Origin of the sequence: Agromyces protaetiae (assembly GCF_004135405.1) — a bacterium.
Classification (GTDB): domain Bacteria; phylum Actinomycetota; class Actinomycetes; order Actinomycetales; family Microbacteriaceae; genus Agromyces; species Agromyces protaetiae.
Genome location: NZ_CP035491.1, coordinates 172,635 through 197,922, shown reverse-complemented (window position 1 = coordinate 197,922; position 25,288 = coordinate 172,635). Strand labels below are relative to the sequence as shown.

Genomic DNA, 25,288 nt, shown 5'->3' with positions numbered 1-25,288 from the left:
GTCGCATGATGCGGCGGCGCCGCTCAGCGGGCCGCGCTCGTCGTGCTCGACCGCACGACGAGGCGCGTCGCGAGCGGGGCGCCCGAGTCGGGGAGCGGATCGGCGACGTCGCCTTCGCCGAGGAGTCGGAGCACGACCTCGACGGCGAGCCGTCCCTGCTCCTCGGGCTGCTGCTCGATCGTCGTGAGGCCCATCATCTCGGCGTACTCGTGCCCGTCGATGCCGACGATCGAGAGGTCCCCGGGCACGGCGATGCCGAGCCGGTCGGCGGCGCGCATGAGTCCGAACGCGACCTCGTCGGTCGCCGCGAACACGGCCGACGGGCGCTGCCCCGGGTGTCCGAGGAGTTGGCGCCCGGCGTCGTAGCCGCCCGGGAAGGTCATCTCGCACTCGACGATCCAGTCGTCGTCGACGGGCGCGAGACCGGCGGCCGACATCGCCTCGAGGTAGCCGAGGCGGCGCTGACCCTGCACGCTGTTCGGCAGTGCGCCCGCGTTCGGTCCCGCGAGGTGCGCGATGCGCGTGTGACCGAGGTGCAGGAGGTGCTCGGTCGCGAGTTGCCCGACCGCGAGGTCGTCGAGGGCGATGCGGGCGGCACCGACGGCCGTGCCGCCGAGGCACACGACGGGCTTGTCGCGGCGGTCGAGGGAGGAGATCTCGTGCGGCGCGAGGTCGACGCCGACGGCGATGACGGCATCGACGCGCTTCCGCGCGAGGAAGAAGTCGAACACGCGGTCGCGCGCGGGGCCGTGAGGGGAGAGGTTGTAGAGGGTGAGGTCGTAGCCCGCGGTGAGGAGCGCGCGCTCGATGCCCTCGAGGACTTCGCCGAAGAACCAGCGGTTGACGAAGGGGATGACGACGCCGATGTTCTTCGTGCGGCCCGTCACGAGGCTCGCGGCGTCGGGCGAGGCGATGTAGCCGATCTCGGCGGCGGCCGCTTCGACTCGTCGGCGGGTCTCGGCGGCGACGTGGCCGCGGCCCGTCAGCGCGCGCGACGCCGTCGCCTTCGAGACACCCGCGAGCCGGGCGACATCGCTGATCGCCGGGGTCGCCTTCGGGGCGCCCCCACGACCTGCGTCGTCGCCGATCGCCGCCATGCGGCGCTCCCTTCCTCGGGTCGTTCCGGTGCCGAGCATAGCGGGGGAGGTCGCAGTCTGGAACCGATTGCAGACCGTCCGCTTCGCGGCCCCGTGGCATCCGCTCGACCGTTGTGCGCGCTCTCAGCCCGCCGTTGCCGCGGGTGCCCACGGTATCCCGATCGTGACCCTGAGTGTCTTGTGCGTCATCTGCCGTCTGTCCTAGCGTTGGGCCTGGAACCGATTCCGGTGGCCTGCACCACATCTCGACGAGGAGAGAAGACATGAGAATCACACGGCATCGCCGTTGGATGCTCCCGATCGTCGCGGCGGCCGCGACCGGGTTGGCGCTCACCGCGTGCACGGGCGACATCGCCGATCAAGAGGCGGGCGACGTCGACTGCACCGACTACGAGCAGTACGGCACGTTCGACGGAGCGCGCGTCACGATCGGCGGCACGATCCTCGACCTCGAGGCCGACCGGCTCGTCGAGTCGTGGAGCGACTTCTCGACCTGCACGGGCATCACGATCAGCTACCAGGGCACGAGCGAGTTCGAGGCCCAGATCGCGGTGCTCGCCGAAGGACGCAACGCTCCCGACATCGGCATCGTCCCGCAGCCCGGCCTCCTGCAGCGCCTCGCGGCCGGCGGATGGCTCATCCCCGCGTCGCAGGCGGTCGAAGACAACGTCGACGAGTTCTGGAGCCCCGACTGGAAGCAGTACGGCACGGTCGACGGCACCTTCTACGCGGCGCCGCTCATGGCGAGCATCAAGGGGTACATCTGGTACTCGCCGGCCGAGTTCGAAGAGAACGGCTACGAGATCCCGAAGTCCCTCGACGAGCTCAAGACGCTGTCCGAGACCATCGCCGCGACCGGCGCCAAGCCGTGGTGCGCGGGCTTCGAATCAGGCGACGCGACCGGTTGGCCGGGCACGGACTGGATCGAGGACTACATGCTGCGCCTGCACGGCCCCGAGGTCTACGACGAGTGGGTCACGCACGGCATCCCGTTCAACGACCCGCAGGTGGCCGAGGCGTTCGACGCCGTCGGCGAGTACCTGAAGAACGAGGACATGGTCAACGGCGGCATCGGCTCGGTCTCGACGATCGTGACCGAGGCGTTCCAGACGGCCGGTCTCCCGATCCTCGACGGCGAGTGCTCGCTGCACCACCAGGCCTCGTTCTACGAGACGTTCTGGAACCCCGACGGCGGCGACGCCAACACCGTGGCTCCCGACGGCACCGTGTGGGCCTTCCTCCTTCCGCCCGCGGAAGAGGGCGGACCGCAGGCGGTCACGGGCGGCGGCGAGTTCCCCGTGGCCTTCCGCGACGCGGAAGAGGTCGAGGCGGTGCGCGCGTACCTCTCGAGCGACACGTGGGCGAACAACCGCGTCGGCCTCGGCGGCGTCATCAGCGCCAACAAGGGCCTCGACCCGAACGTCGCGTCGAGCGAGCTGCTGAAGCAGTCGATCGAGATCCTGCAGGATCCCAACACGACCTTCCGCTTCGACGGCTCCGACCTCATGCCGGGCGCCGTGGGCGCCGACTCGTTCTGGCGGGGCATGGTCAGCTGGATCACCGGTCAGTCGACATCTCAGGTGCTCGACACGATCGAGGCGAGCTGGCCCACCTCCTGATCCGCGCGCCTCGGCCGTCGTTCGCGTCGGCCGAGGCAGGATGAGGGGCGGGGATCCGGTTCCCCGCCCCTCGCCACACCGCTCCAGTTCCGACGACGTATCTTGGAGGCACGATGAGGACCGCCGATCTGCTCGGCAAGTTCCTGCAAATAGGGTTGGGTCTCGCGGTGTTCGCCGCGATCATCGGTCTCATCCTCTTCTTCATCGACAAGGCGCCCAAACGGGGCCGCGACTACTGGCAGCTCGTGGGCTTCCTCGCGCCGGCGATGATCTTCCTCGTCATCGGGCTCGTCTATCCGGCGCTCCGCACCTCGGTGCTCGCCTTCCAGACCAACAACGGCGACTGGACGTTCGACAACTTCGTGTGGGCGTTCACGCAGCCCGCGGCGTTGCGGACCCTGCTCAACACGGTCATCTGGGTGGCGATCGTGCCGTTGTTCTCGACCGCGGTCGGGCTCGCGTACGCGGTCTTCATCGACAAGTCCCGCGGTGAGCGGTACTACAAGGTCATCCTCTTCATGCCCATCGCCATCTCGTTCGTCGGCGCGGGCATCATCTGGCGTTTCGTGTACGAGTACCGGTCGGCCGGGCGCGACCAGATCGGCCTCCTCAACGCGCTCGTCGTCGCCGCGGGCGGCGATCCAGTGCAGTGGCTGCAGACCGATCCGCTCAACACGTTCCTGCTCATCGTCGTCATGATCTGGATTCAGACCGGTTTCGCGATGGTCCTCTTGAGCGCTGCGATCAAGGGCGTGCCGACCGAGCAGCTCGAGGCGGCCCAGCTCGACGGCACGAACCCGTGGCAGCGGTTCTGGAACGTCACGGTGCCGGGCATCCGGGGCTCCCTCGTGGTGGTGTTGACGACGATCTCGATCGCGACGCTGAAAGTCTTCGACATCGTGAGAACGATGACGGCCGGCAACTTCAACACGTCGGTCGTCGCGAACGAGATGTTCACCCAGGCGTTCCGGGCGAGCGAGGTCGGTCGAGGGTCGGCGCTCGCGCTCATCCTGTTCCTCCTGGTGGCGCCCATCGTCATCTACAACGTCAACGTCCTCCGCAAGCAGAGGGAGATCCGATGAGCATCGCACCGGCCGACCTTCCGATCGGCAAAGACGGCGACTCCTTCCAGGAGGCGGCGGAGGGCGCCACCTCGGCGAGCCCCGAAGTCGTCGGCACGAAGGCGGCCCGCGTCAAGAAGCGGTTGACGTCGCGCACGGCGACGATCGTGTCGCTCATCATCGCGATCCTGTGGACGATCCCGACGTTCGGCCTGCTCGTGTCGTCGTTCCGCCCTGCCGAGCTCGTGCGCAACACCGGTTGGTGGACGATCTTCGAGAACCCCGGCTTCACGCTCGACAACTACGCCGACGTGCTCTTCTCGACGTCGTCGTCGGCGCCCCAGCTCGGCGCGTTCATCATCAACTCGATCGCCATCGCGCTCGTCGGCACGGTCATCCCGCTCGTGCTCGCGACGATGGCCGCCTACGCGTTCGCGTGGATCAAGTTCCCGGGTTCGAACGTGCTCTTCATCATCGTGTTCGCGTTGCAGATCGTGCCGCTGCAGATGGCGCTCGTGCCGCTCCTCCAGTTCTTCTCGACCTTCCTCCGGCCGATCCAAGTGTGGATCCACGACGTCATCCCGATCATCCCCGAGCAGAACTACCTGCCGGTGTGGCTGGCGCACTCCATGTTCGCGTTGCCGCTCGCGATCTTCCTGCTGCACAACTTCATCTCGGAGATCCCGAACGACATCATCGAGGCGGCCAGGGTCGACGGTGCGACGCACAGTCAGATCTTCCTCCGGGTCATCCTGCCGCTCGCGACGCCCGCGATCGCGTCGTTCGCGATCTTCCAGTTCATCTGGGTGTGGAACGACCTGCTCGTCGCCCTCATCTTCTCGGGCGGCACGGCCGACGTCGCGCCGCTCACCCAGCGATTGGCCGAGATGGTCGGGTCGAGAGGCCAGGAGTGGGAGCGCCTCACCGCGGGCGCGTTCATCTCCATGCTCATCCCGTTGGCGGTCTTCTTCGGCCTCCAGCGGTACTTCGTCCGAGGACTCCTCGCCGGCTCCACGAAGGGCTGACCCGGCGACTGGGGGAGGGGGCCGTGTGCGGGGGCGCACGGCCCCCCGTTTCGTGCACGGCCGCCCGTTTCGTGCGGGGGCCCCGGTGCGTACGCAGGCATAGGGTGAAGCGCATGAGCATGATGGGTGGACGCGGCGGCGGCGGCGGGGGCGGTCGCGGCGGGGGCATGGGTCGGAGCCGCATCGGCGCGGCCGACGAGGAGGCGCAGCGCGCCGAGAACGCACAGGCGCCGAAGATCCAGCATCTCGTCTCGCGCATCGGCGGGTTGTTCGCCCCGCACAAGGCGGCGCTCGTGACGACGGTCGTGCTCGTCCTGGCGGGGGCGGCGCTCGCGGTCGTGCCTCCGCTCCTGACGCAGCGCGCGTTCGACGACGGTCTCTTCCCGACCGACGCCGACGGCCAGACGGTCGCCCCGAACCTGCCTGTTCTGACGTGGATCGTCATCGCGATGATCGTCGTCTTCGTCGTGTCGTCGCTTCTCGGCGTGTGGCAGACGTGGCTCACGGCGACGGTCGGCAACAAGGTCATGGGCGCTCTGCGCGTGAAGCTCTTCCGGCACCTGCAGGCGATGGAGTTGAGCTTCTTCACGCGCACGAAGACGGGCGTCATCCAGTCGCGTCTGCAGAACGACGTCGGCGGCGTGTCGAGCGTGCTCACCAACACGATCTCGAGCGTGCTCGGCAACACCGTCAACGTCATCGCGGCGTTCGTCGCGATGGTGATCCTGAACTGGCAGTTGACGGTCATCGCGCTCGTGCTGCTGCCGTTCATGGTCGTCGCGCAGCGACGCGTGGGGCAGGTGCGGGCGAAGATCGCCGCGAAGACGCAGGAGTCGCTGTCGGAGATGACGGCGATCACGCAGGAGACGCTGAGCGTATCTGGCATCCTGCTCGCGAAGTCGTTCAGCCGGCAGCAGAGCGAGGTCGACCGGTACGCGGCCGAGAACGGGCGGCAGATCAAGCTGCAGGTCAAGCAGCAGATGACGGGCCAGTGGTTTTTCCTGATGGTCAACATCTTCATGTCGTCGATCCCCGCGATCGTCTATCTGGTGGCGGGCTGGCTCATCACGGGAGGGCTGGCGGATGTCACGGCCGGCACCATCGTCGCATTCACGACCGTGCAGGCGCGGCTCCTGTTCCCGCTCATGGGGCTCATGCGCGTCGCGCTCGATCTGCAGACCTCGAGCGCCCTGTTCGCGCGGATCTTCGAGTACCTCGACTTGAAGCCCGCGATCTCGGATGCCGCGGACGCGCGTGCGGTGCCCGCGGGCGAGGCGGTCGGCCGTGTCGAGTTCCGGGATGTCTCGTTCCGCTACCCCGACCAGGCGGCGGATTCCCGTCCGACGCTCGACGACGTGTCGTTCACGATCGAGCCGGGGCAGTTCGCAGCGTTCGTGGGGCCGTCGGGCGCGGGCAAGACGACGGTGTCGTACCTCGTGCCGCGTCTGTACGAGGCATCCGGCGGCTCGGTGCGATTCGCGGGCGTCGACGTGCGCGACCTGAAGCAGGACGACCTGATCCGGCACATCGGCATCGTCAGTCAAGAGACGTATCTCTTCCACGCGACGATCGGCGACAACCTGCGCTACTCGAAGCCCGACGCGACCGATGCCGAGCTCGAGGCGGCCGCGCGCCAGGCGAACATCCACGACACGATCGCCTCCTTCCCCGACGGCTACGACACGGTCGTCGGCGAACGCGGGTACCGGCTGTCGGGCGGCGAGAAGCAGCGCATCGCGATCGCGCGCGTGCTCTTGAAGGACCCGCCCGTGCTCGTGCTCGACGAGGCGACGAGCGCGCTCGACACGATCTCGGAGCGAGTGGTGCAGGCGGCGATCGACGACGCGTCGAAGGGGCGCACGACGATCGCGATCGCGCACCGGCTGTCGACGGTGGTAGCCGCCGACGTCATCTTCGTCGTCGTGGCCGGTCGGATCGTCGAGCACGGCACGCACGCCGAGCTCGTCGCCGCGGGCGGCGTGTACGCGTCGCTCTTCCGCGAGCAGTCGGCCGCGAGGGAGGTCGCGCCTGCCTGACCGCTCACGATCGCACGAGGTGAGGATTCCTCGCAACCTGTGGCCTGGCTCCGCTTCCGTCGATAAGGTGTGGATGATCGCGGTCGGAGGGGGAACGGCGCGACATGGGGGATCGGCGGACGGTGGATGCCTCGCCCGGCCAAACCGGGCCGGCGCGACGGAGCACGGGCGCGCCTGAGACATCCGGACCGTCCGAGACCGCGCTCCCACCCGAGACATCCGTCTCGCCCGAACCCGCCCCGACGCCGCGACGCCGGCGGCGCCCCGGCCTCAGCATCCAATCCCGCCTCCTCGTCATCCTGCTCGTGACGACCCTGCTGTCGGCCCTCGTCGTCGGCGTCATCGGATGGATCAGCGGCCGCGACTCGCTGCGCGCCGCCGCCTACTCCGAGCTCACGACCATTCGCGAACTCCGGAGCGACGACCTCACTCGCACCCTCGGCGAGTTCGTCGCGGGGGTGCGCGTCGCATCGGCGAACGCGAGCGCCGAGCTCGCGTCGGTCGAGTTCAACGCGGCCTTCGCGGCACTCGACGAGCAGCCCGTGAGCGCCGAAGACGATGCCCGGCTCATCGACTGGTACGAGACGTCGTTCCTGCCGAAGCTCGCCGAACACTCCGACGACGTGTTCGACGCTCGCTCGCTCCTGCCGCCCGGCAACGCCGGCCGGCACCTGCAACTCGCCTACACCGTGCCGACCGACCCCTACGAAGACCAGGACGCCGCCTCGGCCGTCGAAGACGCGGGCGACGGCACAGCCTGGTCGGCCGTGCACGCGCGCTTCCACGACTACTTCACCAGGCTCGTCGACAACTTCGGCTACGTCGACGTGCTGCTCGTCGACGACCGGGGCAACGTCGTCTACACGGCCGACAAGGGCATCGACCTCGGCGCGGACCTGCTGAGAGGGCCGTACGAGCGCACCGCGCTCGCCGACGCGTACCGTGAGGCGATGGCATCGGGCAGCGCCTCCACCGTCGCGACGACCGACTTCGAACCGTACGTGCCCTCGCTCGAAGAGCCGACCGCGTGGGCGGTCGCACCCGTCGGCGACGCGGGCGACCTGACGGGCGCACTCGCCGTGCAAGTGCCCATCTCGACGATCGATGCCGTGCTGACGGGCGGCGGAGGCTGGAAGGAGCAGGGCCTCGGCGAGACGGGCGAGGTGTACCTCGTCGGCGCCGACGGGCTCATGCGGTCGAACTCGCGCCCGCTCATCGAAGACCCGAGCGGCTACGCCGATCGCGTCGTCGCCCACGGCACGCCCCGCAGCGTCGCCGACGAGGTCGTCGCGCGGGGGAGCACCGTGCTGCTCCAGCCGGCCTCGTCGCCCGCCGTCGACGCCGCGCGCGGCGGCGGCACAGGGGTCATGGTGAGCCGCGAGTACATCGGCGCCGAGAGCCTCACGGCGTTCGCGCCGTTCGAGACGGGCGGCCTCGACTGGGTCGTCGTCGCACGGATGGACACCGCCGAGGCGTTCGCACCCGTCGACGCGTTCACGCGAACGCTCGTGCTCGCGACGCTCGGCATCATGCTCCTCGCGAGCCTCGCGGCGCTCGTCATCGCGCAGGCGTTCACGCGACCCATCCGGAAGCTCGGCGACGCCGTCGGCCAGGTGGCCGCGGGCGACCTCGACGTGCGCGTCGCGACGCCCCGGCGCGACGAGTTCGGCGACCTCGGCACGGCGTTCAACGACATGGCGAAGAGCCTGCGCGTGAAGCAGGACCTGATCGACGAGCAGAAGGCCGAGTACGACCGGCTCCTCCTCACCCTCATGCCCGCGTCGGTCGCGAAGCGCTACCGCAAAGGCGAGGACGGCATCGCCGAGGAGCATCAGGATGTCTCGGTCGTCTACGCCGACCTCCTCGGCTTCGACGAGTTCGCCGACGCGCTCGGCGGCCAGGAGTCCGTCATGCAGCTCGGCCAGCTCGTGAAGAGCTTCGACGACGCCGCCGAGCGCATCGGCGTCGAGAAGGTGCGGCCGCTCCGCGAGGGGTACCTCGCGAGTTCGGGGCTGATGGTGCCCCGCATCGACAACGTGCGGCGTGCCGTCGACTTCGCGCTCGAGCTGCGCGATGTCGTCGAGCGGTTCAACGCCCAGCACGACTCGCGCCTGGCGATGCGGATCGGCGTCGCGACGGGCACTGTGACGGCCGGCGTCGTGGGGCGCACGAGCCTCGCATTCGACCTGTGGGGCGAGGCCGTGAACCTCGCCCACCTCGTGCGGACCGTCACGGGCGACGCCGGCATCTTCGTGAGCGAGGGCGTGCGAGACGGCGTCGGCGAGGCGATCGCGTTCGAAGAGGTGGGCTCGGTCGAGGCGAAGGACGGCCGGCAGACCGTGTGGAAGGTCGTGTGAGGGTGCCGCTCGAGGCGGGGTGGATCGTCTGGGCCGTCGTGCTGGCGGTCGGCATCCCGCTCGTGCTCGTCGTGCTCACGGAGGTGCTCACGTCGCTCGTGCGGCGCAAGAGCCCCGCCGCGAAGCCGGTGCGGTTCCTGCGCAACTGGGTCGTGCCCGTCGCGGCCGTCCTCGCCTTCCTGCTGTTCGCCGTGCAGCAGCCCGCCGAGCAGGTCGGCGTGCGGCTCGTCGCGACGCTCCTCGGGTTCCTCGTCATCCTGCTCGTGCTCGCCGTCTTCAACGTCGCGCTCTTCGAGCAGGCGAAGACGGGCACCTGGCGGGAGCGCATCCCCGCGATCTTCGTCTCGATCGTGCGGGTGCTCCTCATCCTCGTGGGGCTCGCGCTCATCTTCTCGTGGGTGTGGGGCGCCGACGTCGGCGGGTTCTTCACGGCCCTCGGCGTGACCTCGATCGTCATCGGCCTCGCGCTGCAGAACGCTGTCGGCGGGGTGATCTCGGGGCTCCTCCTGCTGTTCGAGCAGCCGTTCAAGATCGGCGACTGGCTCGCGACGGGCGACATCCGCGGTCGGGTCGTCGACGTCAACTGGCGGGCCGTGCACATCGAGACGCCGTCGGGCACGCGCATCGTGCCGAACGCGTCGCTCGCCGGCACGGCCTTCACGAACCTCAGCCGGCCCGCGGCGGGATTCCATGCCACCGTCGAGGCATCCTTCGGGCCCGACGATCCGCCGTTCGACGTGCTCGCCCTCCTCGCGGAGGTCGCGGGCGACCTGCCCATGCTCGCCACGGGCGGCCGCGCCGCGCCGCGCTATGCCGGATCGGGCTCGTACACCGTCGACCTGCCGCTCCGCGGGCCGGCCGTCGAGGCCGAGGCGCGCGGACTGTTCCTCGCGTGGCTCTGGTATGCCGCGAGGCGACGCGGGCTCGCGTTCGCGGGCGATGCGGTCGACCCGCTCGCGGCGCCCGCACAGCTCGAAGCCGCGGTCCTGAAGGTCGCGCCCATCCTGCACCTCGACGAGGAGGCCCGCGCCGACGTGCTCGCCCACGCGCGCCTCGAGGGGTACGCGCCCGGCGAAATCGTGCAGCGCGTGGGCGTCGCCCCTCGGCACATGCGTGTCGTCGTCGACGGACGCATGCAGCTCTGGGTCGAAGCGGGCGGTTCCCGCATCGAGCTCGCCGTCGCCGAGACGGGCGAGTACGTCGGCCACACGACGCTCACTCGCGAGGCGGCGTTCGTCGGCGCGACCGCACTCACCGTCACGACGGTGCTGTCGATCCCGCAGGCGACGCTCGACGGGCTCGTGCGCACGCGCCCCGCGCTCGCGCGGAGCATCGGGCGCGTCGTCGACAAGAAGCGGCGCCTCGCCGAAGCGGCGGTCGCGACGGCGGGCGTCGCGCGCGGCACGCTCCTCGGGTGAGCAGGGCGAGGGCGGATGCCTCGTGGTGCGCCCCTGCGACCGCGCCGCTCGCGCGGGTGCTACGACCGCGCCGCGAGCATCTCCTCCATGAGGGCGATCTCTCCGTTCTGGCTCGCGATGATCGCGTCGGCGAGGGTCAGCACGACCCGCGACTGCGCCCGTGCGGCGGCGGCCTCGGCCATCTCGACCCCGCCCCGGTGGTGGGCGATCATGAGCTCGAGGAACATCCGCTCGGCCTCGACGCCCGTCGCGGCGCGGAGCGCGTCGATCTGCGTCGGGGTCGCGTAGCCCGGCATCGCGGTGGGGTCGCCGGGTGCGGCGCCGCCGTCGGCAGGTGCGCCCTCCGAGGCATCCGCCGAATGCTCGTGCTCGTGCGTGCCCGACGGCGCGCCCTCGGCGGGCTTCGCCGTCCACGCCATCGACGGCTCGGTGCCGAGTTGCGAGAGCCCCCACTCCTCGAGCCACGCGTACATCTGGCCCGCCTGCTGCGCCTGCGTCGTCGCCATGTCGTAGGCGAGGCGGCGCACCTCTTCGTCGTCGGTCAGGTCGCGCACGATCATCGCGAGCTCGACGCCCTGCATGTGGTGCACCTGCATGTCGCGTGCGAAGCCCGCGTCGGCGCTCGTGTCGGTCGGGATCGGCTCGATCGCGGACGTCGCGGCGTGGCCGCCCGCCGTGAACGCGACGAGTGCGACGACGGCGAGGAGCACGAGGGCTGCGACGCCCGCGGCGAAGCGCGCGGCGGACGAGCGGCCCCGCGGCTCGCGGGCGTCGTCGGCCGGGGCGTCGAGGTCGGCGTCGTCTTCGGATGCCTCGGGGGCGGTCGGGAGCGCGTCGAGGTCGCCGGATGCCTCGTCCGAGACATCCGGCGTCGTCGAGACCCCGCCCGGCACGACTACGCGACCTTGCCGGGCGCGTCGACGCCGCCCGTGCACGCGGCGCCGGGCTCGGGCACCTGGCCGCCCTGCCAGTACTCCTCGAGGAACTGCGCGATGCGCGGGTCGTTCGCGTCGTCGACCTCGAGCTGCACGTTCCAGCCCGAGAGCACGATGGGTGACGGCAGACCCTCGTAGGGGGAGAGGACGACGTAGGTCTTGGGCAGCTTCTGCTCGAGCGCGGCGAGGTCCTCCGCTGAGAGCGACGGGTCGTAGGTCACCCAGACGGCACCGTGCTCTTGCGAGTGGACGGCGTTCTCGGCGGGCACCGGCTCGGTGTACACGCCGCAGTTGAGCCATGCGGGGCTGTGCGCGCCGCCGGCCGGCGGCGTCTGCGGGTAGTCGACCGCGCCCTGGACGTGCGCCGACTCGTTCTCGAACGTCTGCACGCCCTCGATCTCGGCGCCCGCACTGCCCGCCGTGTAGGTCGCCGGCTTCGGCGCGAACACGAACGCGAGCACGAGCCCGGTGACGAGCACCGCGACGCCCGCGATCGACGCGATCGTGATGATGACGCCGTTGCGCTTGCGACGAGCCTCTTTCGCGCGGAACTCGGCGAGCTTTCGCTCGCGCTCGGCGGCGCGCTGCTGCTTGGTCGAGGGGGACGGGGACGTGCCGGCGCTCATGCGGGGGCCTTCCGGGTCGGCGGTCGGGACTGCGATGCAGGGTTCATCCGATCGTAGATGCCTGCGAGAACGCCGAGGGAGGCTCCTCCGATATGGTGGACAACGTGAATGCTTCCCTGCTGTGTTGCTGTCGCTAGAAGGCGACCCCTTTTCGACGCGCGCAGCAGCCCATCGCTGTTCGCCGCACTCCACCTGAGGAAAGAACAACACAGCATGAAGTACGCCGAGAACATCGTCGATCTCGTGGGCAACACCCCGCTCGTGAAGCTCAACCGCGTCACTCAGGGCGTCACCGAAGCAACGGTGCTCGTGAAGCTCGAGTATCTGAACCCGGGCGGGTCGGTGAAAGACCGTATCGCGTCGCGCATGATCGACGCGGCCGAGCGCGACGGGCTCTTGAAGCCCGGCGGCACGATCGTCGAGCCGACGTCGGGCAACACGGGCGTCGGCCTCGCGCTCGTCGCGCAGGAGCGCGGCTACGACTGCATCTTCGTCGTGCCCGACAAGTTCGGCGAGGAGAAGCGCAACGTCCTCACGGCCTACGGCGCCGAGGTCGTCGTCACACCGACGTCGGTCGCGCCCGACAGCCCCGAGTCGTACTACTCGGTGAGCGACCGCATCGTGCGCGAGACGCCCGGCGCGTTCAAGCCCAACCAGTTCGCGAACCCCAACGGCCCCCGCGCGCACTACGAGACGACCGGCCCCGAGATCTGGCGCGACACCGAGGGCAAGGTGACGCACTTCGTCGCCGGCATCGGCACCGGCGGCACCATCACGGGCACGGGCCGCTACCTCCGCGACGTCTCCGAAGACCGCGTGCGCATCGTCGGCGCCGACCCCGACGGGTCGGTGTACTCGGGCGGCACCGGCCGCCCGTACTTCGTCGAGGGCGTCGGCGAGGACATGTGGCCCGACACGTACGACCCCGCGGTGCCGCACGAGGTGCTCGCGATCAGCGACGCCGACGCGTTCGCGATGACGCGGCGCCTCGCGCGCGAAGAGGGCCTCCTCGTCGGCGGCTCGAGCGGCATGGCGGTCGTCGCGGCGCTCCAGGCGGCTGCGCGACCGGATGTCACGGCCGACGACGTGTTCGTCGTGCTCCTGCCCGACGGCGGGCGGGGCTACCTCAACAAGATCTTCAACGACAAGTGGATGCGCGCGTACGGCTTCGGCAACGCGCCCTCGGGCCACACGGTCGCCGACCTCCTCGCCGTGAAGTCCGACCGCACGGCGCCGCTCGTCTACGTGCACCCGCAAGACTCGGTGCGCGAGGCGATCGACCTCATGACTGAGACGGGCGTCTCGCAGGTGCTCGTGCTCTCGGCCGAGCCGCCCGTCGTGATCGGCGAGGTGCGCGGGTCGCTGAACGAAGAGACCCTCCTCGAGCTCGTGTTCTCTGGCGGGGTGAAGCTGACCGACGACGTCGCGACGGTCGTCGGCCCGCCGCTGCCGCTCATCGGCGTGACCGAGCCGGTCGCGGCCGCGCGTGCGGCGTTCGCCGAGCACCCCGCGATGCTCGTGACCGACGGCGGCAAGGCGCTCGGCGTCGTGACGCGCGCCGACCTGCTCACCTACCTCTCCCACTGACCTCTCGCACGAAAGCGACCTCCGCATGCTTCACGACGACGCCCGTTTCGACACCCGCGCGATCCACGCGGGCCAGGCCTTCGACCCCACGACGGGCGCGGTCATCCCGCCCATTTACCAGACCTCGACCTATGTGCAAGACGGCATCGGCGGGCTCCGCAACGGGTACGAGTACTCGCGCGGCACGAACCCGACCCGCACGGCGCTCGAGACCCAGCTCGCGGCGCTCGAGGGCGGCATCCGCGGCCTGTCGTTCGCGTCGGGCCTCGCCGCCGAAGACGCGCTGCTCCGCACGGTGCTGACGCCGGGCGACCACGTCGTCGTCGGCAACGACGTGTACGGCGGCACGCACCGGCTCGTGCGCCGGATCTTCGGCGCGTGGGGCGTGACGCACTCGACGGTCGACACGAGCGACCTCGACGCCGTGCGCGGCGCGATCGAGCTCGGCACGACGAAGGTGCTGTGGGTCGAGACGCCGTCGAACCCGCTCATGAAAATCAGCGACATCGCGGCGCTCGCCGAGATCGCGAACGAGGCGGGCGTCGTGACGGTCGTCGACAACACGTTCGCGAGCCCGGCGCTGCAGCAGCCGATCGCGCTCGGCGCCGACGTGGTCGTGCACTCGACGACGAAGTACCTCGGCGGCCACTCCGACGTGGTCGGCGGCGGACTCGTGTTCGCGGCCGGCCAGGAGGAGCTGGCCGACCAGGTGCAGTTCACGCAGTTCGCGGCGGGTGCCGTCTCGGGTCCGTTCGATGCGTTCCTGACCTCGCGCGGCATCAAGACCCTCGGCATCCGCATGGAGCGGCACTCGTCGAACGCGCAGGCGATCGCCGAGCGGCTCGCCGAGCACGCGGGCGTCGCGCGCGTCTTCTACCCGGGGCTCGCGTCGCACCCGGGGCACGAACTCGCGGCGCGGCAGATGTCGGGCTTCGGCGGAATGCTCTCGATCGAGCTCGCGGGCGGCGGCGAGGCCGCGCGCCGGTTCGCGGAGTCGACCGAGCTCATCCAGCTCGCCGAGTCGCTCGGCGGGGTCGAGTCGCTCGTGAACCACCCGTGGTCGATGACGCACGCGTCGGTGCGCGGCACCGAGGCCGAGGTGCCCGAGTCGATCGTGCGCATCTCGGTCGGCATCGAGGACGTGAACGACCTGTTGGCCGACATCGACGGCGCGCTCGCACGACTGTGAGTCGTCGACCGGCAGATTGGCAGGATTTCAATTCGCATAGGCAGGACTGCCAGCACTTCGCGTCGGCGGGATGTCCCAGACTGAACGGGTGACCCAAGAGCGAACGGATGCCTCGAGCCCCACGCGTGCGGCCGAGACATCCGGCTCGTCCGAGACATACGGAGCGCCCGCCCACCGCGGCACCCTCGGTCTCGGCCAGGGCACGGCGCTCTACATCGCGAGTGTGCTGGGCACCGGCATCCTCGCGCTGCCGGGTCTCGCGGCTGCCGCCGCGGGCCCCGCGTCGATCCTCGCCGTCGCGGCCGTTCTCGTGCTGTCGATCCCGCTCGCGGGCACGTTCGCCGCGCTCGCCGCGCGCTACCCCGACCCGGGCGGCGTCGCGAGCTACGTGCGCACGGCGCTCGGCGGCACGGCCGCTCGCATGACGGGCTACTGGTTCTACTTCGGCGTGTGCGTGGGAGCGCCCGTCGTCGCGGTGCTCGGCGGCGAGTACGTGGTCGCCGTGCTCGGCGTCGAGCGGGCGGCGGTGCCGTTCGTCGGCGCGGTCATCCTCGTGCTGCCGTACATCGTCAACTGGTTCGGCGTGCGGGTCGCGGGCTGGGTGCAGTTCGTGCTCACGGGGCTCCTGCTCGCGGTCGTCGTGGGCGTCGTCGCCGTGACGTTCCCGGCCGTCGACGCGCGACACTTCGAGCCGTTCCTGCCGAACGGCTGGGCGGGCGTCGGCACGGCCGTGAGTCTCTTCGTGTGGGCCTTCGCGGGGTGGGAGGTCGGCACCCACATCGCGGGCGAGTTCAAGAACCCGCGTCGGGTCATCCCGATCGCCACCGCCATCGCGATCGTCGTCGTGGGCGTCGGCTACCTCGCCCTCCAGATCGTGACGGTCGGCGTCCTCGGCGAAGACGCCGGCGCGGGCGTCGTGCCGCTCCTCGACCTGGTCGAGGGCACCGCCCCCGGGGTCGGCCCGGTCTTCGTCGCGGTCGTCGCGGCGATCGTCACGACGGGTGTGCTGAACGCCTACCTCGCGGCGTTCGGCAAGCTCGGCGCCGCCCTCGGCCGCGACGGCGATCTGCCGCGCTTTCTCGCGAAGGGCGCAGAAGACGGCGAGATCCCGCGCCGCGCGCTCGTCGTGACGGGCGCGCTCACGGTCGTCTACTTCGCGCTCATGCTGCTGAACGGCCTCGACCTCGCGAGCTTCATCCTCATCCACACGTCGAACATGGTCGCGATCTACGCGGCCGGCATGCTCGCGGCGACGCTGCTCCTGAAGCGCTGGAGCATCGGGTGGTGGCTCGCCGTCGTCGCGACTGTGCTCACCGCGGGGCTTCTCGTGCTCGCGTGGCAGAACCTCGCCGTGCCGCTCGTGCTCGCCGCGGCATCCGTCGTCGTCACGATCGTCCGCCGGCTCCGCCGCCCCGTCCCCGAGGAGACTCCATGACCGAGTATCGCGCCGTGTTCGACGCCGAGGTGTCGTTCGTCAACGGCGGAGGGCTCAGCGCGCAGGGCTTCCGTCTGGACGTGCCGCGCGCCGACGTCTCCGAGGGGGAGGTCGCCGAACTCCTCGTGCGTCACCTCGGGCTCGCGCTCGTCGGCGGCGTCGAGTTCGCGGGGTTCGAGGTCGTCGAAGAGGCGCACAAGGGGTCGCGGGGTGTTGATCGCCATCAGGATGTCTCGAAGCCGACGGATGCCTCGGGGCGCGGCCCGCTCGTCGATCTCAGCCACACGATCCGCGCCGGGCTCGTGACCTACCCGGGCATCCCCGCGCCGACGATCCGCCCGCACCTGACGCGCGAGGCATCGCGCAAGACGTACGCTCCGGGCACCGAGTTCGAGATCGACGTCATCGATCTGCCGGGCAACACGGGCACCTACCTCGACAGTCCGTTCCACCGCTACGAAGACGGCGGCGACCTCTCGACGCTGCCGCTCGAGACGCTCGTCGGGCTGCGTGCCGAGGTGTTCCATCTGCAGGATGCCTCGGAGCGGGGCATCCCGGCGGCCGTCTTCTTCGAACGCCCGCGCGAGGCGCTCGCGGGCGCCGCCGTGCTCCTCCACACGGGCTGGAGCAGGCGCTTCGGCACGCCCGCGTACGCGACGGGCTCGCCGTTCCTCACCGAGGAGGGCACGCGGTTCCTCGTCGACGCGGGCGTCGCGCTCGTCGGCATCGATGCCCTCAACATCGACGACACCGAGTCGGGCGGCACGCGGCCGGCGCACACGCTCCTCCTCGAAGCGGGCATCCACGTCGTCGAGCATCTCACCGCCCTCGACCGCCTGCCCGCGCGCGGCGCGCGGTTCACGGCCGTGCCACCGCGAGTCGAAGGGTTCGGCACATTCCCCGTTCGCGCGTTCGCGGAGCTGCCCGCGGGGGAGTGACGTGCAGGCCGGCTCGGTTGGCGCGAGACATCCGAGTGCGTGAGACTGGACAGATGACCGCCCCCACCTACGCCCTCCGTGACGGCAACCGCATCCCGGCCATCGGCCTCGGCACGTACAAGCTCGACGACGGGTCGGGCGTGGAGGGCATCGTCTCGGCGATCGACGACGGCTACCGCCTGCTCGACACGGCCTACAACTACGGCAACGAGGCGGCCGTCGGCGAGGCGATCAGCCGCACGACCGTCGACCGCAGCGACCTCTACGTGCAGACCAAGCTCCCCGGCCGCCACCACGGATTCGATGCGACGCTCGCGAGCTTCGAGGAGTCGCGCCGCGCGCTCGGCCTCGAATGGGTCGACCTCTACCTCATCCACTGGCCCAACCCGAGCGTCGACAAGTACGTCGAGTCGTGGCGTGCGATGATCACGCTCCGCGAGAAGGGCCTCGTCCGCTCGATCGGCGTCTCGAACTTCACCGAAGCGATGCTCACGCGCCTCGGCGAGGAGACCGGGCTCCTGCCCGTCGTGAACCAGGTCGAGATGCACCCGTACTTCCCGCAAGGCGCGCTCCGCGCGTTCCACGAGGAGCACGGGATCCGCACGCAGAGCTGGAGCCCCCTCGGCCGCAAGTCCGACCTGCTCGACGAACCCGTCATCGTCGAACTCGCCGACGCCTACGGCGTCTCGGTCGCGCAGCTCGTGCTGCGCTGGCACATCGAGCTCGGGTCGATCCCCATTCCGAAGTCGTCGAGCGCCGAACGCCGCAGGGCCAACTTCGACGTCTTCGGGTTCGAGCTCGCGCCCGAGCACGTCGAGGCGATCTCCGCGCTCGAACGCGGGCGCATCTGGGGCGCCGACCCGAACACGCACGAGGAGCAGTGACCGACGCGCCGGGCACGATCGGCGCAGGTGAGGCGCCCGGCATCCTCCAGCAGCCCTACCGCTGGCTCAGTCTCGGGATGTTCGCGCTCATCTTCCTCGCCGCGTTCGAGACGCTCGCCGTCACGACCGTCATGCCGCTCGTCGCCGACGAGCTCGACGGGTGGTCGCTCTACGCGGTCGCGTTCGCGATGCCGCTCGCGGCGGGCATCGTCGGGATGGTCGTCGCGGGCAACTGGTCCGATCGCTCAGGACCGGTCCGACCCCTCGTCGCGGCGTCGATCGTGTGGCTCGTGGGCGTGCTCATCGCGGGCACCGCGACGACCATGGAGACCCTCGTCGCAGGCCGCTTCGTGCACGGCATCGGGGGCGCGGCGGTCATCGTGCCGCTCTACGTCATCGTCGCACGCGTGTATCCCGAGCGCTTGCGCGCGAAGGTGTTCGCGGGGTTCGCGGCGGCGTGGGTCATCCCGTCGATCGTGGGGCCCGCGCTCGCCGGCGTGATCGCCGAGGCGACGAGCTGGCACTGGGTCTTCCTCGGCGTGCTCCTGCTCATCGTGCCGGTCGCTCCGCTCGTGCTGAGGCCGCTGCGACGCGAGCGCGCGCACCTCGGCGGCGACCCGTCCGTCGCGTGGAGCGCCAGCCGCATCGCGTGGTCGGTGCTGACGGCGGTCGCGGCGCTCGGGTTCGGGCTCGCGAAGGAGCTGCCGACGCCGTGGGCGGCGATCACGGCGATCGCAGCCCTTGTCGTCGTCGCCGTGTCGGTGCGGGCGCTCGTGCCCGCAGGCACGCTCGTCGCGCGGCGCGGCATGCCCGCGGTCGTCCTCGTCCGCACGATCGTCGCGGCGGCGTTCTTCGCGACCGAGGTCTATCTGCCGGCGCTCTTCCGCCAGGAGTACGGCATGGCGCCCGCGCTCGCGGGGGCGGTGCTCACGGGGGCCGGCGTGAGCTGGGCGATCGCGTCGTGGCTGCAGGGCAGACTGCCGCACGTGTCGAACGCGAGCATCGTCCGCATCGGGTCGGCGACGCTTGCGGTCGCGCTCGTCATCGTGTTCACGGTCGCGTTCTTCGCGTGGCATCCGGCCGTCGCGTTCGTCGCGTGGTCGGTCGCCGGGTTCGGGATGGGTCTCATGTATCCGCGATTCTCGGTGGCCGTGCTCGAGCTCTCGCCGAAGGCGGCGCAGGGGTTCAACACGTCGGCGCTGACGATCGGCGAGTCGCTCGGGGCATCCGCCGCGATCGCGGGCACGGCGCTCGCCGCGAGCGCCGTCTCGGCCCGGGCGTTCACGCCCGAGTTCGCCGTGACGGTCGTCCTCGCGGTCGTCGCGGTCGTGCTCGCTCCGCGCGTGCGGCCCGTCGCGAGCGACTGAGCGAGGCATCCGTTCGTCGTATGCCGCACGCGGCACATAGCTGACACAGCCTCGATACCCGCCATGTGACTGTCACACGGGCGATCTCGGCCGCGCGGCCGGGAGGGTTTCGCGCGGCCGGAGGAGATGCATAATGGATGTCGCCGATGTGAACGTGCACATCGCAGAGACGAAATCCGATGGCTGAACCAACCGTGTCCGACCCGGGACGCACGCCGAGCATCCGCGATGTCGCGCGCGTCGCCGAGGTGTCCCATCAGACCGTCTCCCGGGTGCTCAACAACCACCCGAGCATCCGGCCCGAGACCAAGCAACGCGTGCTCGAGGCGATGGAGCAGCTCCAGTACCGGCCGAACCGGGCCGCGCGGGCGCTCGTCACGAGCCGATCGCGCACGATCGGCGTGCTCCTCAAGACCGACGGCGAGTACGGGCCGACGTCGTCGGTCGCCGCGATCGAGAACGTCGCCCGCGAGCAGGGCTACTGGGTGCACACCGCGAACCTCGCCGGGAGCACGCCCGACGCGATCACGGAAGCGGTCGAGCACCTCATGGAGCAGGCCGTCGAGGGCATCATCGTGATCGCGCCCCAGGTGCGGGTCTTCGACGTGCTCACGGAGATGGCGATCAGCCTGCCGTGCGTGAGCCTGCAAACGGCGTCGGGAGCCGAGCGCACGGGTCTCGCGGCAGACCAGGTGCGCGGGGCGCGCATCGCGACCGAGCACCTCATCGCGCTCGGGCACCACGAGATCCTGCACCTTGCGGGTCCGCAGGACTGGATCGAGGCCGAGAGCCGCATGCGCGGGTTCCTCGATGCGATCTCCGACGCCGATCTGCCGACGTTCCCGCCGATCCTCGGCGACTGGACGGCGGAGTTCGGCTATTTCGCCGGGCGCGAGCTCGCCCGGCGGCGTGACTTCACGGCGGTGTTCGCGGCCAACGACCTCATGGCGATCGGCCTGATGCACGGGTTCCGCGACGCGGGGCTCGACGTGCCGCGGGCGGTGAGCGTCGTCGGGTTCGACGACATCCCGGTCGCGCCGCACGTGTGGCCGCCGCTCACGACTGTGCATCAGGACTTCCGCGAACTCGGCATCCGTGCGGTGGAACTGCTCCTCCGCCGCATGCGCGGCGAAGACCTCGAGCTGGGGCCGGTCGTCGAGCCCGCGCTCGTCGCCCGGGATTCGACGGCTGCCCCACTCGTCGCGAGACCGCGGTAGTTTTGCGCCGTAACGGGCCGCACACTCGATCGTTGCCGAGCTGTAATACGAGGGATTTGACACAAGGAGGGACGAGATGCACGATTATCTGCGATGTGAACGGTCACACGACCGGAAAACCCCTGCTCCAACCCGATTGACGACAGCGAGGTCAGCGTGAACGACGAGGCGCGTATGCAGCCGCCCATCCTCGAGATGCGGTCGATCACGAAGGAGTTCCCGGGCGTCAAGGCGCTCTCGGACGTCTCCATCACGGTTCGGGCCGCCGAGATCCACGCGATCTGTGGGGAGAACGGCGCCGGCAAGTCGACGCTCATGAAGGTCCTCTCGGGCGTCTACCCCGCGGGCACCTACACGGGTGAGATCTGGTTCCGCGGCGAACTCGTCGAGTTCAAGGACATTCGGGCCTCCGAGAAGGCGGGCATCGCGATCATCCACCAGGAGCTCGCGCTCATCCCCGAGCTCTCGATCACCGAGAACATCTTCCTCGGCAACGAGATGACCCGCGGCGTCCGCATCGACTGGATCAAGGCCAAGCAGGACGCCGTCGACCTGCTCGCCCGCGTCGGCCTCGACGAGAACCCCGACACGCAGGTCAAGCACCTCGGCGTCGGCAAGCAGCAGCTCGTCGAGATCGCCAAGGCGCTCGCGAAGAACGTCAAGCTGCTCATCCTCGACGAGCCCACGGCGGCCCTCAACGAGGACGACTCGCAGCACCTGCTCGACCTCATCCTCGGCCTCAAGGCCAAGGGCATCGCATCGATCATCATCAGCCACAAGCTCAACGAGATCGAGCAGATCGCCGACGAGATCACGATCATCCGCGACGGCCGCTCGATCGAGACGCTCGACGTCGCGGGCGGCGGCGTCGACGAGGACCGCATCATCCGCGGCATGGTCGGCCGCTCGCTCGAGAGCCGCTTCCCCGACCGCACGCCCAAGATCGGCGACGTGTTCTTCCAGGTCAAGGACTGGACGATCCAGCACCCGCAGATCCCCGAACGCCTCGTCGCCAAGGGCTCGAACATCGAAGTGCGCCGCGGTGAGATCGTCGGCCTCGCGGGACTCATGGGCGCAGGCCGCACCGAGCTCGCGATGAGCATCTTCGGCCGCTCCTACGGCAACTACATCTCGGGCACGATCGTCAAGGACGGCCAGGAGATCGAGCTCAAGAACGTCGAGGCGGCGATCGACCACGGCCTCGCCTACGTGAGCGAAGACCGCAAGGTGCTCGGCCTCAACCTCCTCGACACGATCAAGCGCTCGATCGTCTCGGCCAAGCTCTCGAAGATCTCCAAGCGCGGCGTCATCGACGGCTCGCAGGAGCACGGCATCGCCGAGGACTACCGCAAGCGCCTGCGCATCAAGACCCCCGACGTCGAGGTCGGCGTCTCCAAGCTCTCGGGCGGCAACCAGCAGAAGGTCGTCCTCGCGAAGTGGATGTTCACCGACCCCGACCTGCTGATCCTCGACGAGCCCACTCGCGGCATCGACGTCGGCGCGAAGTACGAGATCTACACGATCATCCAGGACCTCGCCGCGCAGGGGAAGGGCGTCATCCTCATCTCGAGCGAGCTGCCCGAACTCCTCGGCATCGCCGACCGCATCTACACGGTCTTCGAGGGCCAGATCACCGACGACATCCCCGCATCCGAAGCGACCCCGGAGAACCTCATGCGCAGCATGACCTCCGCAAAGAAGAAGGCGAACGCATGAGCACCCAGAGCGTCTCCACCGAGAAGAAGCGCGGCGGCCTCTCCGACATCAAGAAGGTGTTCGGCAGCGGCCAGTCGAGCGCGCACCAGTTCGGCATCCTCGGCAGCCTGATCGTCATCATCGCGCTGTTCCAGCTGCTGACCTTCATCTACAAGGGCCAGGGCCTCACCCTCTCGTCGACGAACCTCATCAACGTCGTCAACCAGTACTCCTACATCCTGATCCTCGCGATCGGCATGGTGATGGTCATCATCATGGGCCACATCGACCTGTCGGTCGGTTCGGTCGCGGCGTTCACGGGCATCGTCGTCGCGAAGGCGATGGCGGACTGGAACCTCCCCTGGCCGCTCGCGATCGTCCTCGGCCTCGTCGTCGGCGCGCTCATCGGCGCTTGGCAGGGTTTCTGGGTGGCGTACGTCGGGGTGCCCGCGTTCATCGTGACATTGGCCGGCATGCTCATCTTCCGCGGCGGCAACCAGTGGATCGGCCAGTCGACCACGACCCCCGTGCCGCAGGACTTCACCTACATCGGCGCCGGCTACCTGCCCGAACTGCCGATCCCGCTGAACTTCAACGTGCTCACGATGCTCCTCGGCCTCCTCGGCGTCGCGTGGATCATCTGGCACGAGTTCCGCCTCCGGGCGCAGCAGAAGCGCACGGGTTCGGACATGGCGCCGGCATGGGTCAGCATCGTCAAGGTCGTCGTCCTCTCGGGTGTCATCCTCTGGGCCGCCTACCTGTTCGCGACGGGCCGCCCCGGCACGAGCTTCCCGGTCTCGGGCGTCATCCTCGTCGTGCTCGTCATCATCTACTCGTTCGTCACGAACAACACGGTCTTCGGCCGCCACATCTACGCCGTCGGCGGCAACCGCCTCGCGGCGAGCCTCTCGGGCGTCAAGGACCGCCGCGTCGACTTCTTCGTCATGATGAACATGTCGGTGCTGGCCTCGCTCGCGGGCATGATCTTCGTCGCCCGTTCGACGGCCTCCGGCCCGCAGGACGGCAACGGCTGGGAGCTCGACGCCATCGCGGCCGTGTTCATCGGCGGCGCGGCCGTCTCGGGCGGCATCGGCACCGTGATCGGCTCGATCATCGGTGGTCTCGTGATGGCGTTCCTGAACAACGGCCTCCAGCTCCTCGGCGTCGGCGCCGACCTCGTGCAGATCATCAAGGGCCTCGTGCTCCTGCTCGCGGTCGCGGTCGACGTCCTCAGCCGCCGCGGCGGCGGAGCATCCATCCTCGGCATCTGGTCGCGCCGACGCGCCGCCCGAGTCGAGTCCCCCGAACCTCCCGCCGTCGTGCCGTCGGCCGGGACCAATGAGACGAGCATTCCGGCCGACCTCGTGCAGAAGTAGCACGTGGCCGGGACATCCGGATTCGCCTCACCCAACCAAGAGAAGAAAGTGACACATCAATGAAGAGACTCGCTTTGGCGGCGACCGCCCTCGCGGCGGCGACTGCACTCGCCCTCACCGGATGCTCGTCGGAACGCGGCGGCACCTCGGCCGGTGACGAGACCGCCGCTGCCGGCGGCTTCGCGGCCGACGCCACCATCGGCGTCGCACTGCCCGACAAGACCTCGGAGAACTGGGTGCTCGCGGGCGACCTGTTCACGCAGGGCCTCAAGGACGCCGGCTTCAACCCCGACGTGCAGTACGCCCCCGCCTCGAACACCGTCGCGGAGCAGCAGAACCAGATCTCGGCCATGGTCACCAACGGCGCGAAGGTCATCGTCATCGGCGCCAAGGACGGCAAGCAGCTCGGTACGCAGCTCCAGCAGGCGGCCGACGCGGGCGTCAAGATCATCGCCTACGACCGGCTCATCGAGAACACGCCGAACGTCGACTTCTACGTCGCGTTCGACAACTTCAAGGTCGGCCAGCTCCAGGGCCAGGCGCTCCTCGACGGCCTCGAGCAGCGCTCGGGCCACGCCGCTCCGTGGAACATCGAGCTGTTCTCGGGCTCGCCCGACGACGCGAACTCGGGTGTCTTCTTCAACGGCGCGATGGACGTCCTCCAGCCGAAGATCGACGACGGCACGCTCGTCGTCGTGTCGGGCCAGACCGACATCCAGCAGACCGCGACCCAGGGCTGGGAGGCCGAGAACGCCCAGAGCCGCATGGACTCGCTCCTCGCTGCGAACTACGGCACGGCCGCCATCGACGGCGTCCTCTCGCCCAACGACACGCTCGCCCGCGCGATCATCACCTCGATCAACCAGGCCGGCAAGGACATCACGAAGATCACGGTGACCGGTCAGGACTCCGAGGTCGAGTCGGTCAAGTCGATCATGGCGGGTGAGCAGTTCTCGACGATCAACAAGGACACCACGCTCCTCGTCGAGCAGACGATCAAGATGATCGGCCAGCTCCAGCGCGGCGAAGAGGTCGACGTCAACGACACCGAGCAGTACGACAACGGTGTGAAGGTCGTTCCGGCGTACCTCCTCGCTCCGGTCATCGTCACCAAGGAGAACGCGCTCGAGGCGTACGCGAACGTGCCGTCGCTCCTCGAGATCGTGAAGGCCGCTTCCTAAGCAGCGTTCGCCTCTGCTCCGCTTTGCGAAGCGCGGCCCCCGTCCCGGTTCCCGGGGCGGGGGCCGCTTCGCGTGTTCGGATGCCTCGGGGTGCGCGCCGCTCGTTCGGCGCGTGCCGTGGCATCCGCCCTCTTCGCGCGACCGACCCCGTCTGATCCGACGGCACAGGCTTCTCCTCGCGCCCTCGGATCACGAGCGGTCCCTCGGCGCGATGGAGGTCTGCTCCTCCACAGCGCGAGGAGCAC

Annotated in this window: 19 protein-coding genes; 16 read left to right on the top strand and 3 right to left on the bottom strand. The window is 69.7% G+C overall.

The features are described from left to right. Positions 1-23 precede the first annotated feature (23 nt). Positions 24-1,097 (bottom strand): LacI family DNA-binding transcriptional regulator, encoded by a 1,074-nt coding sequence (locus ET445_RS00930; protein WP_129187994.1) that lies wholly within the window; start codon positions 1,095-1,097, stop codon positions 24-26. A gap of 263 nt (positions 1,098-1,360) precedes the next feature. On the opposite strand from ET445_RS00930, the gene ET445_RS00925 reads away from it, so the two are divergent. The 6 genes from ET445_RS00925 (at position 1,361) to ET445_RS00900 (ending at position 10,613) form a co-directional block, all read left to right on the top strand. Continuing rightward, positions 1,361-2,716 (top strand): ABC transporter substrate-binding protein, encoded by a 1,356-nt coding sequence (locus ET445_RS00925; protein WP_129187992.1) that lies wholly within the window; start codon positions 1,361-1,363, stop codon positions 2,714-2,716. Positions 2,717-2,829: 113 nt separating this feature from the next. Then, entirely contained in the window at positions 2,830-3,798 is a 969-nt protein-coding gene (locus ET445_RS00920) for a carbohydrate ABC transporter permease (RefSeq protein WP_129187990.1), read from the top strand. Further along, positions 3,795-4,802: a carbohydrate ABC transporter permease gene (locus ET445_RS00915; RefSeq protein ID WP_129187988.1), complete on the top strand. Its 1,008-nt coding sequence runs from the start codon at positions 3,795-3,797 to the stop codon at positions 4,800-4,802. The genes ET445_RS00920 and ET445_RS00915 overlap by 4 nt, the downstream gene beginning before the upstream one ends. A gap of 113 nt (positions 4,803-4,915) precedes the next feature. Further along, on the top strand, positions 4,916-6,838 hold the full coding sequence (locus tag ET445_RS00910; RefSeq protein WP_129187986.1) for an ABC transporter ATP-binding protein: 1,923 nt from the start codon (positions 4,916-4,918) through the stop codon (positions 6,836-6,838). Positions 6,839-6,942: 104 nt separating this feature from the next. Beyond that, positions 6,943-9,195 carry an adenylate/guanylate cyclase domain-containing protein gene (locus ET445_RS00905; protein ID WP_129187984.1) on the top strand — a complete coding sequence of 751 codons (2,253 nt, stop codon included), beginning with the start codon at positions 6,943-6,945 and terminating at the stop codon, positions 9,193-9,195. Beyond that, entirely contained in the window at positions 9,192-10,613 is a 1,422-nt protein-coding gene (locus tag ET445_RS00900) for a mechanosensitive ion channel domain-containing protein (protein ID WP_129187982.1), read from the top strand. Before ET445_RS00905 ends, ET445_RS00900 begins: the two co-directional genes overlap by 4 nt. Positions 10,614-10,672: 59 nt before the next feature. Here ET445_RS00900 and ET445_RS00895 read toward each other — a convergent pair whose 3' ends face one another. Both ET445_RS00895 and ET445_RS00890 read right to left on the bottom strand, forming a co-directional pair. Further along, a complete protein-coding gene (locus ET445_RS00895; RefSeq protein WP_243695273.1) occupies positions 10,673-11,506 on the bottom strand; it encodes a DUF305 domain-containing protein in 834 nt (277 codons plus the stop codon). A 2-nt stretch (positions 11,507-11,508) separates the two neighbouring features. Next, positions 11,509-12,174, bottom strand: a complete 666-nt coding sequence (locus ET445_RS00890; protein ID WP_129187980.1) for a DUF3105 domain-containing protein — start codon at positions 12,172-12,174, stop codon at positions 11,509-11,511. 213 nt (positions 12,175-12,387) lie between these two features. Here ET445_RS00890 and ET445_RS00885 point away from each other — a divergent pair, with 213 nt between their 5' ends. The 10 genes from ET445_RS00885 (at position 12,388) to ET445_RS00840 (ending at position 25,043) form a co-directional block, all read left to right on the top strand. Further along, the gene (locus tag ET445_RS00885) at positions 12,388-13,761 is read left to right on the top strand and encodes a cystathionine beta-synthase (protein ID WP_129187978.1); all 1,374 of its coding nucleotides are present in this window, start codon (positions 12,388-12,390) and stop codon (positions 13,759-13,761) included. Positions 13,762-13,786: 25 nt separating this feature from the next. Beyond that, the gene (locus tag ET445_RS00880) at positions 13,787-14,950 is read left to right on the top strand and encodes a cystathionine gamma-synthase (RefSeq protein ID WP_129187976.1); all 1,164 of its coding nucleotides are present in this window, start codon (positions 13,787-13,789) and stop codon (positions 14,948-14,950) included. Positions 14,951-15,038: 88 nt separating this feature from the next. Next, entirely contained in the window at positions 15,039-16,385 is a 1,347-nt protein-coding gene (locus ET445_RS00875) for an APC family permease (protein ID WP_243695272.1), read from the top strand. Beyond that, positions 16,382-17,323, top strand: a complete 942-nt coding sequence (locus ET445_RS00870) for a cyclase family protein (RefSeq protein WP_129187972.1) — start codon at positions 16,382-16,384, stop codon at positions 17,321-17,323. Before ET445_RS00875 ends, ET445_RS00870 begins: the two co-directional genes overlap by 4 nt. 53 nt (positions 17,324-17,376) lie before the next feature. Next, entirely contained in the window at positions 17,377-18,207 is an 831-nt protein-coding gene (locus tag ET445_RS00865; RefSeq protein ID WP_129187970.1) for an aldo/keto reductase, read from the top strand. After that, positions 18,204-19,574, top strand: coding sequence for an MFS transporter (locus ET445_RS00860; RefSeq protein WP_243695271.1), 1,371 nt, complete (start codon positions 18,204-18,206; stop codon positions 19,572-19,574). Before ET445_RS00865 ends, ET445_RS00860 begins: the two co-directional genes overlap by 4 nt. 179 nt (positions 19,575-19,753) lie before the next feature. Beyond that, positions 19,754-20,791: a LacI family DNA-binding transcriptional regulator gene (locus ET445_RS00855; protein ID WP_129187968.1), complete on the top strand. Its 1,038-nt coding sequence runs from the start codon at positions 19,754-19,756 to the stop codon at positions 20,789-20,791. A 174-nt stretch (positions 20,792-20,965) separates the two neighbouring features. Then, positions 20,966-22,507, top strand: a complete 1,542-nt coding sequence (mmsA, locus tag ET445_RS00850) for a multiple monosaccharide ABC transporter ATP-binding protein (RefSeq protein WP_129187966.1) — start codon at positions 20,966-20,968, stop codon at positions 22,505-22,507. Continuing rightward, entirely contained in the window at positions 22,504-23,862 is a 1,359-nt protein-coding gene (gene mmsB, locus ET445_RS00845) for a multiple monosaccharide ABC transporter permease (protein ID WP_129187964.1), read from the top strand. The genes mmsA and mmsB overlap by 4 nt, the downstream gene beginning before the upstream one ends. Positions 23,863-23,921: 59 nt before the next feature. Further along, the gene (locus tag ET445_RS00840; RefSeq protein WP_129187962.1) at positions 23,922-25,043 is read left to right on the top strand and encodes a substrate-binding domain-containing protein; all 1,122 of its coding nucleotides are present in this window, start codon (positions 23,922-23,924) and stop codon (positions 25,041-25,043) included. Positions 25,044-25,288: the final 245 nt, after the last annotated feature.

Coding starts and splice junctions, on each gene's coding strand:
- ET445_RS00930 (WP_129187994.1), bottom strand. CDS start 1,097: ATGGCGGCGATCGGCGACGACGCAGGTCGTGGGGGCGCCCCGAAGGCG.
- ET445_RS00925 (WP_129187992.1), top strand. CDS start 1,361: ATGAGAATCACACGGCATCGCCGTTGGATGCTCCCGATCGTCGCGGCG.
- ET445_RS00920 (WP_129187990.1), top strand. CDS start 2,830: ATGAGGACCGCCGATCTGCTCGGCAAGTTCCTGCAAATAGGGTTGGGT.
- ET445_RS00915 (WP_129187988.1), top strand. CDS start 3,795: ATGAGCATCGCACCGGCCGACCTTCCGATCGGCAAAGACGGCGACTCC.
- ET445_RS00910 (WP_129187986.1), top strand. CDS start 4,916: ATGAGCATGATGGGTGGACGCGGCGGCGGCGGCGGGGGCGGTCGCGGC.
- ET445_RS00905 (WP_129187984.1), top strand. CDS start 6,943: ATGGGGGATCGGCGGACGGTGGATGCCTCGCCCGGCCAAACCGGGCCG.
- ET445_RS00890 (WP_129187980.1), bottom strand. CDS start 12,174: ATGAGCGCCGGCACGTCCCCGTCCCCCTCGACCAAGCAGCAGCGCGCC.
- ET445_RS00885 (WP_129187978.1), top strand. CDS start 12,388: ATGAAGTACGCCGAGAACATCGTCGATCTCGTGGGCAACACCCCGCTC.
- ET445_RS00880 (WP_129187976.1), top strand. CDS start 13,787: ATGCTTCACGACGACGCCCGTTTCGACACCCGCGCGATCCACGCGGGC.
- ET445_RS00870 (WP_129187972.1), top strand. CDS start 16,382: ATGACCGAGTATCGCGCCGTGTTCGACGCCGAGGTGTCGTTCGTCAAC.
- ET445_RS00865 (WP_129187970.1), top strand. CDS start 17,377: ATGACCGCCCCCACCTACGCCCTCCGTGACGGCAACCGCATCCCGGCC.
- ET445_RS00855 (WP_129187968.1), top strand. CDS start 19,754: ATGGCTGAACCAACCGTGTCCGACCCGGGACGCACGCCGAGCATCCGC.
- mmsA (WP_129187966.1), top strand. CDS start 20,966: ATGCAGCCGCCCATCCTCGAGATGCGGTCGATCACGAAGGAGTTCCCG.
- mmsB (WP_129187964.1), top strand. CDS start 22,504: ATGAGCACCCAGAGCGTCTCCACCGAGAAGAAGCGCGGCGGCCTCTCC.
- ET445_RS00840 (WP_129187962.1), top strand. CDS start 23,922: ATGAAGAGACTCGCTTTGGCGGCGACCGCCCTCGCGGCGGCGACTGCA.